The organism is Siminovitchia fortis (assembly GCF_003605365.2).
GTDB lineage: Bacteria > Bacillota > Bacilli > Bacillales > Bacillaceae_C > Siminovitchia > Siminovitchia fortis.
Genome location: NZ_QYTU02000012.1, coordinates 19400 through 35353, shown reverse-complemented (window position 1 = coordinate 35353; position 15954 = coordinate 19400). Strand labels below are relative to the sequence as shown.

At 42.4% G+C, this 15954-nt stretch carries 16 protein-coding genes; 3 read left to right on the top strand and 13 right to left on the bottom strand.

Going from position 1 to position 15954, the window contains the following annotated elements; all coding sequences use genetic code 11:
* Positions 1-29: 29 nt before the first annotated feature.
* Genes D4N35_RS07315 through D4N35_RS07305 form a run of 3 tightly spaced genes read right to left on the bottom strand, consistent with a single transcriptional unit; the run spans position 30 to position 2209 of the window.
* Positions 30-809: an ABC transporter substrate-binding protein gene (locus tag D4N35_RS07315; protein WP_164876309.1), complete on the bottom strand. Its 780-nt coding sequence runs from the start codon at positions 807-809 to the stop codon at positions 30-32.
* Positions 810-828: 19 nt separating this feature from the next.
* A complete protein-coding gene (locus tag D4N35_RS07310; RefSeq protein ID WP_120071980.1) occupies positions 829-1551 on the bottom strand; it encodes an amino acid ABC transporter ATP-binding protein in 723 nt (240 codons plus the stop codon).
* A 1-nt stretch (position 1552) separates the two neighbouring features.
* Positions 1553-2209: an amino acid ABC transporter permease gene (locus D4N35_RS07305; RefSeq protein ID WP_120071978.1), complete on the bottom strand. Its 657-nt coding sequence runs from the start codon at positions 2207-2209 to the stop codon at positions 1553-1555.
* A gap of 401 nt (positions 2210-2610) precedes the next feature.
* Here D4N35_RS07305 and D4N35_RS07300 point away from each other — a divergent pair, with 401 nt between their 5' ends.
* Positions 2611-3147, top strand: coding sequence for a DUF6241 domain-containing protein (locus D4N35_RS07300; protein ID WP_120071976.1), 537 nt, complete (start codon positions 2611-2613; stop codon positions 3145-3147).
* Positions 3148-3193: 46 nt separating this feature from the next.
* Positions 3194-4912, top strand: coding sequence for an ABC transporter ATP-binding protein (locus tag D4N35_RS07295; RefSeq protein ID WP_120071974.1), 1719 nt, complete (start codon positions 3194-3196; stop codon positions 4910-4912).
* Between the two features lie 161 nt (positions 4913-5073).
* On the opposite strand, the gene D4N35_RS07290 is transcribed toward D4N35_RS07295, so the two are convergent.
* Positions 5074-6030 (bottom strand): siderophore ABC transporter substrate-binding protein, encoded by a 957-nt coding sequence (locus D4N35_RS07290; protein WP_120071972.1) that lies wholly within the window; start codon positions 6028-6030, stop codon positions 5074-5076.
* A 416-nt stretch (positions 6031-6446) separates the two neighbouring features.
* A complete protein-coding gene (locus tag D4N35_RS07285) occupies positions 6447-6881 on the bottom strand; it encodes a DMT family transporter (RefSeq protein ID WP_120071970.1) in 435 nt (144 codons plus the stop codon).
* A 659-nt stretch (positions 6882-7540) separates the two neighbouring features.
* Here D4N35_RS07285 and D4N35_RS07280 point away from each other — a divergent pair.
* Positions 7541-8281 carry a class I SAM-dependent methyltransferase gene (locus D4N35_RS07280; protein ID WP_120071968.1) on the top strand — a complete coding sequence of 247 codons (741 nt, stop codon included), beginning with the start codon at positions 7541-7543 and terminating at the stop codon, positions 8279-8281.
* 272 nt (positions 8282-8553) lie between these two features.
* On the opposite strand, the gene D4N35_RS07275 is transcribed toward D4N35_RS07280, so the two are convergent.
* The 8 genes from D4N35_RS07275 to D4N35_RS07240 form a co-directional block, all read right to left on the bottom strand.
* Positions 8554-9174, bottom strand: coding sequence for an HAD family hydrolase (locus tag D4N35_RS07275; RefSeq protein WP_120071966.1), 621 nt, complete (start codon positions 9172-9174; stop codon positions 8554-8556).
* Between the two features lie 209 nt (positions 9175-9383).
* Positions 9384-11099 carry a phosphoenolpyruvate--protein phosphotransferase gene (ptsP, locus tag D4N35_RS07270; RefSeq protein WP_120071964.1) on the bottom strand — a complete coding sequence of 572 codons (1716 nt, stop codon included), beginning with the start codon at positions 11097-11099 and terminating at the stop codon, positions 9384-9386.
* Positions 11096-11368, bottom strand: coding sequence for a phosphocarrier protein HPr (locus tag D4N35_RS07265; RefSeq protein WP_120071962.1), 273 nt, complete (start codon positions 11366-11368; stop codon positions 11096-11098). Before D4N35_RS07265 ends, ptsP begins: the two co-directional genes overlap by 4 nt.
* Positions 11369-11627: 259 nt before the next feature.
* Positions 11628-13106 (bottom strand): aldehyde dehydrogenase family protein, encoded by a 1479-nt coding sequence (locus tag D4N35_RS07260; RefSeq protein WP_120071960.1) that lies wholly within the window; start codon positions 13104-13106, stop codon positions 11628-11630.
* A 77-nt stretch (positions 13107-13183) separates the two neighbouring features.
* Positions 13184-13834 (bottom strand): ribulose-phosphate 3-epimerase, encoded by a 651-nt coding sequence (gene rpe / locus D4N35_RS07255; protein WP_328591068.1) that lies wholly within the window; start codon positions 13832-13834, stop codon positions 13184-13186.
* A 12-nt stretch (positions 13835-13846) separates the two neighbouring features.
* On the bottom strand, positions 13847-15172 hold the full coding sequence (locus D4N35_RS07250) for a PTS galactitol transporter subunit IIC (RefSeq protein ID WP_120071957.1): 1326 nt from the start codon (positions 15170-15172) through the stop codon (positions 13847-13849).
* Between the two features lie 11 nt (positions 15173-15183).
* Positions 15184-15468 (bottom strand): PTS sugar transporter subunit IIB, encoded by a 285-nt coding sequence (locus D4N35_RS07245; RefSeq protein ID WP_120071955.1) that lies wholly within the window; start codon positions 15466-15468, stop codon positions 15184-15186.
* A 15-nt stretch (positions 15469-15483) separates the two neighbouring features.
* Positions 15484-15933 carry a PTS sugar transporter subunit IIA gene (locus tag D4N35_RS07240; RefSeq protein WP_164876307.1) on the bottom strand — a complete coding sequence of 150 codons (450 nt, stop codon included), beginning with the start codon at positions 15931-15933 and terminating at the stop codon, positions 15484-15486.
* Between the last annotated feature and the right edge of the window lie 21 nt (positions 15934-15954).

The following is a 15954-nucleotide window of genomic DNA, read 5'->3' as shown; positions in this document are numbered from 1 at the left end:
ATAAACAGGCGCTTGCGCCTTTGTTCTTCTTACTTTGAAATGTCCTCTCCAAAATATTTCTCGCTGATTTCACCGTATTTTCCATTTTCTTTAAGCGTATTTAAAGCTTTATTAACATCTTCCAGCAGCTTTTTATCTTCTTTACTAATAGCAATCCCCATTTGATCCAGGTAAATTGGCTCGCCCACTTTTTTGATCTTTAAGTTGTTTTCTTTGATGGCGTACATTCCGACAAGCTGGTCAGTGATGACAGCATCCAATCGGCCTTTTACCATCAAATCTTGCAGCGCCGTCACGTCACTGTCATAGGTTTTTACATCATCTGTATATTCTTTGGCATTTTCCTCGAACGTACTGGAAACAACGACGCCGATTGTTTTGCCTTTCAGGTCATCCACACTTTTAATAGAGTCATTGTCTTCACTCACGAACACTTGCGCACCTGATTCGTAGTAAGGGTCAGTAAAATTGACTTCCTTTAATCTTTCATCCGTGATTGCCATACTTCCGATGATGGCATCGAACTTTTCAGCTTGCAAAGCAGCGATGATCGTTTGCCAAGGGTTCGTTACAGGTTTTGGATTCATTCCCAATTCTTTCGCAATCGCTGTTCCAATTTCCACATCGAAACCGACTAATTTATTATTGTCGGAGTAGTTGAATGGCGGATACAGGCCACTTGATGCGAAAACAAAGTCTCCTCCTTTTTCCTCCCCGCTGGCTGATGATTCTTTGTCTTTTGACCCGCACGCAGCTAAAAGACTCATCAAAATTAAACCCATTAACATGACATAAATTGACTTTTTCAACATGATTACCCCCTATTTTTTATAAAACTTTTCCTAAAAACTGTCTGGCTTTCTCGCTTTGCGGATTAGTAAAAAACTGCTCAGGAGTGCTTTCTTCGGCGATGACTCCGTTATCCAGAAATACAATTCGATCGGCCACCTCCCGGGCAAAGCCCATTTCATGCGTCACAACCACCATCGTCATGCCTTCCTGAGCAAGTTCCTTCATAACATTCAATACTTCCCCAACCAATTCGGGATCCAACGCAGAAGTAGGTTCATCAAATAACAAGACCCGCGGATTCATAGCGAGTGAGCGGGCAATCGCCACTCTTTGCTTCTGTCCTCCGGACAGCTTATCCGGATACACGTGAGCCTTGTCGGCCAACCCAACCTTTTCCAGCAGCTCCAACCCTTGCTGAATCGCTTTCTCTCTTTCCATCCTTCGGACAATAATCGGCGCTTCGATAATATTCTCAATCACTGTCTTATGAGGGAAAAGATTAAAGTGCTGAAACACCATCCCAATGTCTTCCCTTACCTTGTTCAGCTTGATATTGGCTGGATCAACTTTCGTCTCCTCAAACCAGATTTCCCCTTCATCTTTGACTTCCAAATAATTCAAGCATCGAAGCAGAGTGCTTTTTCCCGATCCGCTCGCCCCAAGAATAACGACAACTTCCTTACTCTTAACCTCTAAATCTATCCCTTTTAACACATGTAAATCCTTGAAGTACTTATGCAAATTTTTGACTTTTATCATCTTATACTCTCCCTGTGTCCAGCCGTTTTTCAATTTTGTTCGTAATGAGTGTGAAAATGACGATCAGAATCAAATAATAAATCCCTGCAATCGTATAAAATTCCAACTGTCTGAAGGTGGCGGCGGCCTGGCTCATAGAAAGATTGAATATCTCTGTGATTCCGATGAAAGCGACAAGCGAAGAATCTTTCAAGCCGATAATAAATTGATTTCCGAGGGCAGGAATGGAACGCTTGAACGCCTGCGGAAAAATAATCCTTCTCATCGCCTGCTTCCTAGTCATGCCCAGCGATTCAGCCGCTTCCATTTGCCCCTTGTCGATGGATTGGATGGCTCCCCTGAAAATTTCCGCAATATATGCCCCGCTGTGAATTGCGAGCGCAATCGCACCTGCCCAAAATGCAGACAACACAACAACCTGCGTAATTCCGAAATATAGCCACATGATTTGAACGATCAGCGGCGTCCCCCGAATCACTCCTATATAAAGATTCGCAATCCAGGAAAGGATTTTCTTATTGGACAGTTTCATCAATGCCACGAACAACCCGATGATGCTCGCTAAGATCAGTGAAACAATCGTGATTTGCAGAGTAACCAAAGCGGCTTGCATAAAACCGCCGAATGTCGAAACTAAACTATCCATAAATTGTCCCATTTGTATAACACCCTTTGCTTTTTTTCAAGACCCAGGAAAGCCCTTACACTGGAACCTGCCATTCGGATCAAAAACATATTTATATATTAACAGTAAGGTGACAGCGATTTCATTATCCAATCCATCATAATGTGAGAAATCTTTTTATACGTGTTGTATAAATGGGGAAGGGCTGCAATTGGAAGAAGTGAAGAGTATTTGGGAAAAGTTGAAAGTATTTTTTTAATTTGAAGAGTATTTCTGCTGCCCATAAATATTGTGTTTCTACGGATAGCTTTTATCCCCAAATAGTAGAACAAGGGTCCCTATATACCCCTATCAAAAATTTCTTTCAAATGTTAATGTTTATATAGATTCATCATTTCGGATGAAAAAGCCACTATGAAACGGGGGTATTCATTTTGAAACGGGTATTGGCCATTACTACTGTTTCCGTAGGTGTATTGCTTTTATCCGGATATGGAGGATACCAGTATTTAGTGAATAAGCATGAGAAAGAAAATCTTGAGGTTAAGGAAAAAGCTGACGCAGCAGGTATCACGGAAGAGGAATTCATTGAACAAACGCAGCAAATTGAAGGAATAAGCTACAAGGTTGATCTTGATGAAAACTCCACTCAAGAAGAAGTCATTGATGTGATGCACAAAATGACGCATCAGAAAGTGAGGGCGGAGCAGAAGTGGGGTGCGATTCCAATGATCCCTGAAACTATCAACGACGTTTACGAAATCGTTTCCAAAAGCAGCTTTGAAAGAAAAGAAAGCCTTCTTGAAATCTTGGAAAGATGGAAAAACGGGGACTTTTCCAAAGCTGACGAAGACCACAACTATTTTTGGACCTACCAAGGCGGTACGGTCGGCAAAGCATATGGGATTATGTCTAAAAATGAAGAAGCGGAATTTATCAAAAATAACTTTAAAGAAATGCAGGATAGCTAAAATAAAATAAGTCTTCTTTATATATAGAGAGGAGCTGACTGCAGGCATGGTACGCCAATTTTTTTCTTACTATAGACCGCACCGAAGATTATTTATCGTGGATTTTGTCAGTGCGGTAATCGTTGCAATTCTCGAATTGGCCTTCCCCATTGCGGTGCAAGGGTTTATTGACAAACTCCTTCCAAGCGGCAACTGGACGATGATTGTGACAGTAAGCGTCTTACTGTTGATCGTTTACCTGTTAAGTACCTTTTTGCAATATATCGTAGGGTATCTGGGCCATAAATTGGGCATCAATATTGAAACCGATATGCGGCAAGAGCTTTTTTACCATGTTCAAAAGCAGTCCTTTCGATTTTTTGATAATACAAAGACCGGGAATATTATGAGCCGGATCAGCAACGACCTCTTTGAAATCGGAGAGCTTGCCCACCATGGCCCGGAAGATTTTTTCATTGCCATTATGACTTTTGTGGGTACTTTTTTGATCATGTTTTCAATCAACGTGAAGCTTGCCCTGGTCACGATTTTTATCGTGCCGTTCCTTGTTTGGATCATCACCTTTTGCAATGTCCGCATGAATAAAGCATGGGGACAGATGTATACGAAGATCGCCGATATCAATGCGCGGGTAGAGGACAGTGTTGCCGGCGCCAGGGTCGTCCAATCATTCACAAATGAAAATTTTGAGCAAAAGCGCTTTGACAAGGACAACAGAAACTTCCGTAAGGCAAAATTGGACGCCTATAAAGTGATGGCCTACACCACTTCCAGCATTTATATGATGACGCGATTTGTAACACTCGTCGTTTTAGTGTTTGGCGCCTGGCTGACCTTCCAACAAGAATTATCATATGGTGAATTAGTCAGTTTTGTTTTGTATGTCAATGTACTGATGAAACCTGTTGACAAAATCAGCGCATTAATGGAGTTGTATCCCCGTGGAATGGCAGGTTTCAAACGATTTCTCGACTTGATCGCCCAGCAGCCGGATGTTCAGGACAAGGATAATGCTATCGACGCGCCTGCTTTTCAAGGAAATATCCAGTTTGATGATGTCCACTTTCAATATGATCCGGAGCAGCCAGTTCTGCAAGGCATTGATTTGTCCATTAAAGCGGGGGAGACCGTTGCCTTCGTCGGACCATCAGGCGCAGGAAAATCGACGATTTGTTCACTGATCCCCCGTTTTTATGATGTGAATCACGGGAAAATAACAATCGACCATTTGGATATACGCGATGTAACAAAGCGTTCTCTTCGATCACAAATCGGCATTGTCCAACAGGATGTATTTCTATTTACGGGAACCATCCGGGACAATATTGCCTATGGAAACTTAAACGCAACCGAAGAGGAAATACGTGAAGCGGCGAGACGGGCCCATTTGGAATCATTTATTCATACCTTGCCACAAGGGTATGAAACTGAAGTTGGCGAAAGGGGATTGAAGCTGTCTGGAGGGCAGAAGCAGCGAATCGCCATCGCTCGGACATTTTTAAAAAATCCGCCCATCTTGATTTTGGACGAGGCCACCTCTGCCCTTGATACAGAATCGGAGAAAATTATCCAAAACGCGCTGAATGAGCTGGCCAAAAACCGAACAACATTAATTATCGCACACCGTTTGGCCACCATTCGCAATGCGGACAGAATTGTCGTTGTCACCGAAAACGGCATTGCCGAGCAGGGCAGCTATGAGGAATTGTTGGAGCTTGATGGTACATTTGCCAAGCTCCATCATATTCAATATGAGCGAGTATAATCTATTGTCCGAAATCGAATACAAGCATTTGATAAAACAAAATCCGGCAGAGATGAACGACTCGTTCTCTCTGCCGGATTTTATATAAAAAGGGGGTAATTGAATTTTAAAATTGGCAAAACATTATTCCGCCTTGTCATGCCGTTCAAGGCTTATATGAATCAGTACGCTTTTTCTACGCCTTTGATCATTTCTTTTATGGATTGCAGGCCTCCGCCGGAAAGATACCAGTAGTCGGCATCCAAGTAGATGATTTTTCCATCTTTATACGCCGTTGTCTTTTTCACCAGGTCATTTTCAATCGTTTCTTTTGCCGGTTCAGCGTCTTCTTCAATCGCTGCATTCCGGTCAATGACGAACAGAATGTCAGGGTTGGTTTCTAAAATATATTCGAAAGAAATTCCCTGTCCATGCGTGGATATTTCGATATTTTCATCAGCTGCTTTAAAGCCAAGGACATCATGGATCCATCCAAATCTTGATTTGGGTCCGAAAGCACTCACTTTCCCTTCATTGGCCAAAACGACCAGCGCTTTTTTATCCATGGATTCTGCTTTTTCTTTTACACCCGTAATTTGATTGTCGACCTCTTCCAGCTCAGCTTTGACTTGGTCTTCTTTGCCGAAAATTTTACCAATCGTATTCATGTTTTCTTCAAAGGATTCGAGATAACGGTTTGTATCGACTCCCATGAATACGGTAGGGGCAATTTCTGCAAATTGGTCGTATAATTCAGCCTGCCGCCCGGAAATGAAGATCACATCCGGCTGTAGTTCATGTATAGCCTCAAAATCCGGCTCTTTCAAGCTTCCCACATTCGTATATTCATCGCCTGCATATTTTTCCAGATAAGCAGGAATGTTCACTTGTGGTACGCCGGTTACCTTGATTCCCAACTCATCCAGTGTATCCAGCACACCAAAATCGAAAACAACAATTTTTTGAGGGTTTTTCTTGACTGTTGCTTTCCCGTATTCATGGTTAATTGTTATCTCTTCCGCCTGCTTCTTCGTATCATTCTTCTCTTGTGCCCCGGATTGGCTTTCTTCTTTTGATCCGCAAGCTGCAACAACAACTGCCATAACGAAAAGCATCATGAATAAAGACCACTTTTTCATTTGTTCACTTCTCCTTTAACCCATTGAAATATGTAAAATGAAATCTGAATAAAGATTGCACAAAACTTCGCACTGACGATACATAGAAGCTTCATCAACTACTTGATAACATTTTCCGGATTCACCTGCCCCTGCCATAACGAAAATGATAATCATTATCAGTTGAGCTCGTATTTATTATAACACCGCTTTCGCCAGAGTCAATAACTAATTGAGAATTTTTCTCACTTATATTTGCAACAGCGATTCGGAGCATGATCACCTGGAACGGGTACAGCGTAAACCCGCCGCCGATTATGGCAGTACAACTTCAGCAATCTAGTAGCACCTGGCGGCTGAAAAGCTCCCTCATCAAAATTCGTCTTGTGCTTGTCGCCTAAAGCTGCGCGCCTTGCGCTTTTTTTAAACAGAATGCTTTATTTATGATGAAATAAATAAATCGCACTCAACATCAAACAAAGAGCTATCACCTTTTTCAAATCCATTGGAATTTTTGGTGCGCCAAACAATCCAAAATGATCAATCAGTGCGCTGATCAAGAGTTGGCCTGTGATCACTGCAAGGAAAGACATCGAAACACCAATTCTTGGAACAGCGAACACGATAGCGGCCAAATAAAACGCACCTAAAATGCCGCCTGTTAATTGATATTTTGGGACCTCGGATACTGCAAGAATATTGCCTTTCCCCAAAAATAGAACCATAAAAAACAAGGCAGCTGTACCGATACAAAAAGAAATAAAAGTGGCTTCTATTGATCCAACTTTTTTTCCAAGACCGCCATTAATAGCCGCCTGCATTCCAACCGCAAGGCCGCCGGCTAAAGGCAGCAATAAATAAAACCATTTCATCTTTTTGCCTCCAAATCAGAAGCTCTTCTAAGAAGGGCAGCCCCTTGCCCGTCCGATAAAGAGCGGACACGAAGGCGCAACTGTAATGAACCAGTTATTTTACTCTTTCAAAGAGAGCTGAAATTCCTTGTCCAACGCCAATACACCATCGTAACGATCTTTTTCCAAGTTGGGCCTCTGCATTTCATACAAAAATTTTACCGTCAAAAAATAATACCCGCAGCACCCTCAGAATGGCAAAACTAATGGCCCTGCCATTCACGTTCACCTTTGCAGGATCAGATACAATTGGGGTATTTTGTCCAATAAAGTTGGCGATTTGTTTAGAATGCAGCGAGCATTATTCCGTTCTTTTCTTAAATTTAGAATATTATTCTCCTAAAATCAACTGGAGTAATGATCCAAATCCTTAGTAAAATTTATAAAGCGGGTTCCTTCTTATTTGCTGAACAAAGGGCCCTTTAACATTTATATTATTGATAATCTGCCACATCACTAAATTTCGTTTACCCCTTTGAATCCCCTTGATTATGGAACATTTTCCAATTATAATGGCCTTATTTTTTTGTTAAAACGCGGGAAGCCCTTTACAATATGGAGTTGATGGGCGATTTGTAAATATTAGGAAGGCTGTATTAATAATAGGAGATGTATAAACGATGAAACAAAATAAATATGATGACCCAAATTTCTTTTCTGCGTATAAACAAATGCCGCGATCAGTTAAAGGACTTGAAGCTGCAGGAGAATGGCATATATTAAAGGAACTGCTTCCCAATCTAAAAGATAAAAATGTACTGGATTTGGGTTGCGGTTTCGGTTGGCATTGCCGATATGCTCGTGATCAGCAAGCAAGTTCTGTCATAGGTGTAGATATATCCAAAAATATGCTTAAAAAAGCTCGTGAAATGACAAATGATCCTTTAATTTCGTATATAAAAGCGCCGATTGAAGACATCAGTTTTCCTAACTCGCAATTTGATGTGGTAATCAGTTCGTTGGCTTTTCACTATATCAAGTCATTTAAATCAATCTGCAAAAAAGTTTATGATTGTCTAAAGCCTGGGGGAAGCTTTGTTTTTTCGGTTGAACATCCAATTTTCACTTCTCGAAACGAACAAGATTGGTATTATGATGAACAAGGGAACCGTTTGCATTGGCCAGTTGACAACTATCAAATAGAAGGAGTGCGTGAAACGACATTCTTAAATGAGAATGTTACAAAATATCATCGTACGATTTCCACATATATAAATGACTTAATTAATACTGGTTTTATTATTAGTACAGTTAAGGAATCAGTTCCTTCTGATGAAATGCTAAAAAGTATTCCTGAAATGAAAGATGAGAACCGAAGACCTATGTTTTTAATGATCTCAACAGAAAAGAAAAATAGCTGATAGGATATTCTTTTTCCGCCCGCTTGATAAAATGAAGGGGCGTATGGGTTCCTCGAACCATTTTTTCAAGTATTTTATGTCGTTTTTCACTTAGGTTTATTGAAACGGCTTGCCTTAACCATGTTGATTCATCCTCTTGGTTATTTTCTTCAAATAAAAGATATCAGGGATGGGGTGTGAATTCAGCCGTTCTGCACCAGGATGATCTTAAAAACATATATCTACAGTCGTTCTATAGGTAAACGATATGGGAACATGCGCATTTGTCTAGTCTATAAGTACTCTATAAGTTCTGAAATGCGCTCAATCCGATAATCATATTCTTTCACCTGGCCAAAACCGTAAGCGGCGAAAACAAATGGAATGCCCGCAAATGAAGCTGCCTTCCGGTCTATTTCAGTGTCTCCAACATATACTGGTGATTTCAAGCTGTTCCGCTCCATCACGAGTTTGATATTTTTCCCTTTGCTTAACCCTGTTCTGCCGGGATTTTCATCATCCTCAAAAAAATGTCCCAGACCATGATATTCATAGAACGCTTCTATATAACCCTCCTGGCAATTGCTGACAATAAAGAGACGGTATTTGGTTGAAAGTTTTGCAAGCGCGTCTTCTAACCCTTCATACAGTTTCCCTCCTTCTTTTGCCAGGCGAATCTGCTCACGGACAGAGCACTTCTTGATGAGTTCCATCCGGCGTTTTTCCTCATCTATATCACTGAAAATGTGTGCTGCAGTATCGTAAAGCCGCATACCCATCGTTTTGCGTAAATCCTCTTCCGTAACGATTCTATTTTCATCCAGTTCTTTTTGTACAACTTCCGTCCAAGCCTTAGATACCGTCTTACGCGCGTCCCACAAAGTTCCGTCAAGATCGAAAATAATGCTGTCCATTCCATACACCTCCTATACCAAACTATGTACCCTCAACTTTACGAAACCCTGGGCATCATCGGCCAAGGGAAGGCGTTTCGGGCATTTGTGTATGCCATATAGTAGGAAACAAAATACAATGACCGTCAATCGCCATTTTTCCGCAAAACGGTGATTGGCGGCCACAAAGCACTTGTTGGCAAAAGCGGACTCCAACTATTTTTGAATGATCATTTAGGAAGTCTCTCTTTTACATACTGTACGACTTCCTCCATGCTCTTCATATGTAAAATGTCTCTCTTCCAACTCGCTGCTTTATCTTTAGAGATGTTCTTTATTTGCGACCGTGCTGGTAAAATCGATGTGGCGCTCATGCTTAATTCATCTACTCCTAATGCGAGAAGTAGCGGAATGCCAATTGAATCCCCGGCCAACTCTCCGCACACCCCAACCCATTTGTCTTCTTTATGGGCAGCCTGAATCACGTGATTAATGAGCCTTAATATTGCAGGATGGTAAGGTTGATATAAATAAGAAACATTCTCATTCATCCGATCCGCAGCCATTGTATATTGAATAAGATCATTCGTCCCAATCGAGAAGAAATCTACTTCTTTTGCAAAAAGATCGGCCATAACTGCAGATGAAGGCGTTTCTACCATCATTCCTACTTCAATCCGGTCCGCCACATGTGTCCCTTCAGATTGAAGCTTTTCTTTTTCCTCTATGAAAATAGCTTTCGCCTGACGAAGTTCGTCAAGGGTGGCGATCATTGGAAACATGACTTTTAAGTTTCCGTATACACTGGCACGCCATAAGGCGCGCAGTTGAATCCGGAAAAGCCTTTCTTCTACGAAGCAAAGGCGAATAGCACGCAGTCCCAAAAACGGGTTCAGCTCTTTTGAAAGATTTAAATAGGGAAGTTCCTTGTCTCCTCCAATATCAAGGGTACGAACGACAACTGGTTTACCTGCCATGCTTTCCAGTACCGTTCTGTAAGCTTCAAATTGCTCTTCTTCGGTAGGAAGCTGATCGCGTCCCATGTACAAAAACTCTGTCCGGTACAAACCGATCCCTTGGGAGCCATTTTCAAGAACGCTTGCAATATCTTGGGGAGTTCCTATATTGGCAGCGAGTATCATATGCGTACCGTCTTCTGTCACGGTCGGTTTATGGACAAGTTTTCTCCATTCTTCCTTTTGGGCTTCATGAGCCAATTCCTTCCTCTCATATTCTGTCACGTCATCAGCTTGGGGATCTATAATAACTTTTCCTTCAAACCCGTCAATAATGATTTGCTCTCCGTTTTTCACATGCTCCATTACTGTTTTTGTTCCGACGACAGCGGGAATTTCCAGCGAGCGGGCCATAATGGCAGAGTGAGATGTGCGGCCTCCGCCACCTGTTACGAATCCTTTCACAAACTGCCGGTTTAATTGAGCGGTATCAGATGGCGTTAAATCGTTTGCAACAATGATGACAGGTTCTGAAATCATGCTTGTATTTGGAAGACTGACGCCCAGAAGATGGGCAATTACACGCTTCGTTACATCACGGATATCTGCAGCCCGTTCTTTCATGTACTCGTTTTCCATCGCTTCAAACATCGAAATAAACATATCGGCAATTTCCCAGGTGGCATACTCGGCATTGACAGACTCCTGGTCGATCTTTTGCTCGATGGAGGTCAATAACTCGGGATCTTCCAAAACAAGGAGATGCGCCCCGAAAATTTCCGCTTTATCGGCCCCCATTGTTTTCTCGGTATGTTTCATGATTTTCTCAAGTTCATGCTTCGCCCCTTGGATGGCCTCTCTGAAACGCTGGATTTCAAACTCTTTATTTGTAATTTCTTCTTTATCTACTTTCATTTCCGGCTCTTCCAGCCGATAGGCTTTCGCAATGGCTATTCCGGGCGAGGCTTGAATTCCGTTTAGGATCCTCAATTTGCTACACCCAATCCTTGCTGTGATATGACGTCGGAAATCACCGTGATCGCCTTTTGTTCATCCGGGCCGGAGGCAGCGATTCGGATTTCCGCATGCTGGGGGATGCCCAATGACATGACGCCCATGATTGATTTCAGGTTGGCGGTTTTGGCGTTAAACTTAATGGTTATCTCTGACTCAAATTTGCCCGCTGTTTGTACCAACACCGCTGCCGGGCGTGCATGAATACCTGTACTGTCAATCACCTTAAATGTTTTTTCCATCATCTCATTCAACCGCTCCTTTATGCTTTAATCTTCTGATGAGCATGTACATTTTATAAAGTTGATTATGGCTATTTCAGTCTGAATCAATCATTTGTTTTGTATTGGAACTAGGGTTTTGCAAGCTTGGAATTTCTCACTGCTTAATCGCTCCTTTGCCAATGCAATCATTTACTTTGTTGGTTAAACGACCCGCCCTCTTTATAGAAGGGGCAGATCATTCAACCCAAAACCCATTGTTTCCTGTTTGAAGCTGCTTCGTTTAGTTCAAGTTAATCCAGACGCTCTTTACTTCTATATAATTGTCCAAAGCATAGGAACCCATTTCCCGACCAAATCCAGATTCTTTATAACCTCCGAAAGGTGACGCAGGGTCAGTCAAGTTATAGCAATTGACCCAAACAGACCCTGCTTTTAAACGATTGGCCACGTAATGGGCATTTTTTAGGCTTTCGGTCCATAAACCGGCAGCAAGGCCGAATGGGGTGGCATTCGCTCGTTCGATGATTTCGTCTAAATCATCATAGGGCATGGCGACGACAACTGGCCCGAAAATTTCCTCCCTGGCAATGGACATCGTGTCGTCGACGTCAGCAAAAACAGTGGGCTCAACAAAATACCCTTTCTCTGTATGGCTTCCACCGCACAATAACTCAGCCCCCTCGCTTTTTCCTCTGTTAATATAGCCTACTACCCGGTCTTGCTGCTCTTTGGAAACAAGCGGTCCCATATCCGTATCCGGGGACAATCCACTGCCCAGCTTCACATTTTTCGCATAAGTCACCAAATCAGAAACGACGTTGTCAAACATGTTTTTCTGGATATAAACTCTTGATCCGGCGCTGCACACTTCTCCTTGGTTGGCCATGATGCCTGAAAAAACCCCAGGCGTTGCCTTTGTTAAATCAGCATCGGGCAAAATGATGTTCGGAGATTTCCCGCCAAGTTCCAGCGTTACGCGTTTTAATGTATCGGCTGCTGTTTTCATAATCGACTTTCCCACAACCGTAGAACCGGTAAATGCAATTTTATTGACGTCCGGATGTTTGACAAGCGCAGCTCCGGCAGTTTCACCGAAACCGGGTACAACGTTGATCACGCCTTCGGGGAAGCCCGCTTCAGCTGCCAGCTCTGCTAGATAAAGGGCAGAAAGCGGCGTTTGCTCTGCAGGTTTTAATACAACAGTACAGCCTGTTGCAAGCGCAGGCGCTATTTTCCAGGCAGCCATCATGAGCGGGAAATTCCAGGGAATAATTTGCCCGACGACACCAACCGGTTCATGGCGTGTGTAGTTAAAATATGGACCTGATACCGGAATCGTTTGGCCGATGATCTTCGTGGTCCATCCAGCAAAATATTCGAATTGACCGATCGCATTGGGAATATCGTTTTCTATCACTTCACGCATTGGCTTTCCGTTATCAAGGGAATCGATCTCGGCCAGTTCCTGTTTATGTTGTTCGATCAATTGCGCAAGCCTATACATGAGCCTTCCACGTTCAGCAGCGCTCATTTTGGACCATGGTCCATGTTCAAACGCTTCCTTCGCCGCCACGACCGCTTTATCAATATCCTCTGCCTGCGCCTCACTCACAAATGCCAAAACCTCTCCAGTTGCCGGGTTATACGTTTCAAATGTTCTCCCAGAAATGGATTCGACAAACTGGCCGCCAATAAATATTTTCTTCGTTCCGCTTAAAAAATCTGATACTTTCTTTGAAAGTTTTACCTCCTGAGACATAAACTTGTACCTCCTTTAAACTGGTTCATGGAATTTTTTACCTATAATGCGCTAGTCTCCGCGCTGCAAAAATGCGGTTATACCGTTTTTAATGTGCGGATCGCCGCCTCCATCTCTTCGTTAAAAACATAGGAACCGGCGATCAGTATATCTGCCCCCGCTTCTTTGCAGAGCTTTCCGGTTTCGGGCTGAACCCCTCCGTCTACCGCTATTTTGAAAAGGAGCTGATGTTTTGAGCGCCACTCGGCAATTGTTGAAATCTTTTGTAAAGCGAGCGGCTGAAAAGATTGTCCGCCAAAACCTTCATCACAAGTAAGCAAGAGGACGGTATCTGCTAAATCCAAACAGTGTTCAATTACCTGGACTGGGGTTTCCAGTTTTATGGCAACGCCCACTTTCGTACCGTGATGTTTAATGGTCCGCAATGTTTTTCGTAAAAAAACGGTACTTTCCGGGTGAATGGTGATTTGCCCAGCCCCTGTATCCAAATAAGCCTCTATGAGACGTTCCGGCTGATCAATCATCAAATGGACATCCAAAGGCAAAGATGTGATTTGCCGGATCGCTTTTACTGTGGGGGGGCCCCACGTCACACCGGCAACAAATACACCATCCATAATATCAATGTGGATAGCGTCAGCGCCGGCTGCTTCTAAATTTCTGATATCTCTTTCAAGGTTAAGAAAATCGGCACTCAATATGGAAGGTGAAACAATCAAGGAATACACTCACTTTCTCTTTCACTCGATCGAATTCGGCGTGGAAGACACTCTTTTCACATAAAGGCCGATCGGAATCGTGATGACAATTAATATGATCAGCCCGATGATGCCAAATCGACCGATGTTAGCGATAATAATATCGAAAACGTTCCCATTCCAAAGAGCGGTAGTTTGTCCCTTGATTTCAGTAGCTCCGCTGTTGGCAGCTAGCTTGCTGAAATAAGGGGCAAACCAGCTTGCTATATAAAGCACCCCGATCATGTTAATGACTCCGCTTATAATTGTCTTTAAGATGTTCCCTTTGTGAATGATCGTTGCCATACAAGTGAAAAAAGCGACAAACGCCAAGTCACCGAGCGGCAGCACTTTGTTGCCGGGTAAAATGACTGCTAAAACCAATGTAATAGGAATCAGCATTGTTCCAACAATTTGTGTCGTTGGCAAGCCAAGGGTAACGGCAGAATCCAAACCGATAAAAACTTCTTTCCCATTGAATCGCTTGTTAAAGAAGCCTTTTGCCGCTTCAGAGATGGGAAGCAATCCTTCCACGATGATTTTTACCATGCGAGGGAAGAGGACCATAATGGCCACTACACCCATGAGCAAGTTTGTGCCGTCGGCGAAGTTGTAACCTGCCAACAGGGCCAAAATGATTCCAAGAATGGCACCAATGATCACGGGGTCACCGAACAATCCAACCCGCCCCTGCAAGTGAGAGAGATCGAGCTTGGAATCTCGCAAAAAGGGAATACGGTCATATACTTTGTCCAAAATACTGAAAAGCGGAACGGTACTTGATGCGTACCCTTGCGGAATGGAAATGCCGTCAACGCCAAGGGCGTCTTGCACTTTTCTGGCAGAATAATCTGCAGACAAAAGAGACCATGTTGCCTGGATTAAACTCGTTCCAACACCGAGAACGACACTTCCGGTTATCAAGTGAACGACCGCGCCTGTAAAGGCATAATGTGAATAGTTAAAAATATCAATATTCATTGTTTTGGTAAAGCCAATTAACAATAAAAGAAGATTCAGAACAAAGACTGAGGGAATAATCAAAGCACCGACCAATGATGAGAAAGCAACACCCGCTGCAGCACCCGAACCGATATCGATGACCGTCAAGTTAAAGGAAAAGCGCTCCACGATTTGATTGACAGCCGGTTCCAATGTATTCGAAATTAAAGAAATTGCCAAGCCGAGACCGATAAATCCGATTCCTACCGTAATACCGCTGCGGATTGAACTTAAAATGCCCTGTCCCAAAAAAAGGCCGATCAAAATCAATACGATAGGGACAAATACAGTTGACCCCAAAGACAGGAAATAATCAATAACTACCATGCCCACACCCCTTATTTTGTAAGTAATTCAATAATTTTTTCTTTTGTTGCTTCTTCATTTATACCTAAAAGAAAAGGTGTTCCAACGACAATCGGCGTTTTATATTTTGTTTCATCTAGTTTCATAGAGGTAATAAACAAGTCAGCTTTTCCGTCATAGGAATCCAATTCATAAATTTGCGATTGGGTAATGGAATAGGGAATCCCTTTTTGTTCTAAAAGCTCTTCAACCTTCTTTAAAATCATTGTTGACGTGGCCAAGCCTGCTCCACAAGCAATTACAATCCGCTTACTCATCGCACATTCTCCTTTTTAATTAAAATAATGTTTCATGATCGTGAACAATTCACTCTGAGACTTCACATTCTTTATATCTTTGATTATTTTTTGATTTTGTAATAAGGTACCTAGTTTCTTTAAAACTTCTAAATGTTTCTCGCTATCACTTAGAATGAGTCCAAAAACTAGACTTACGTCAATAGGCTCCAAAGTCTCGATGTTGTGAAACGTTGCAGGATTCTTCAGTTTGATAATGACGAGTTTTTCCGTTTTCGCATATTCTGCCTCTGTATGGACGATCGCTATATTCATTCCATCCAGTTTTAATCCAGTCGGAAATTTTTGCTCGCGTTCTTTAATGGCTTCTCTGAAACCCGATGTTACATATTTTTTTCTTTCTAGTTCATCCGCCATGAAATCAAATATTTGATCCTGATCCCGTAATGGCTGATCATAAAAAATTAAGTCTTCTTCCACATACATGTTGTTTCCTCCAAGTGTTAG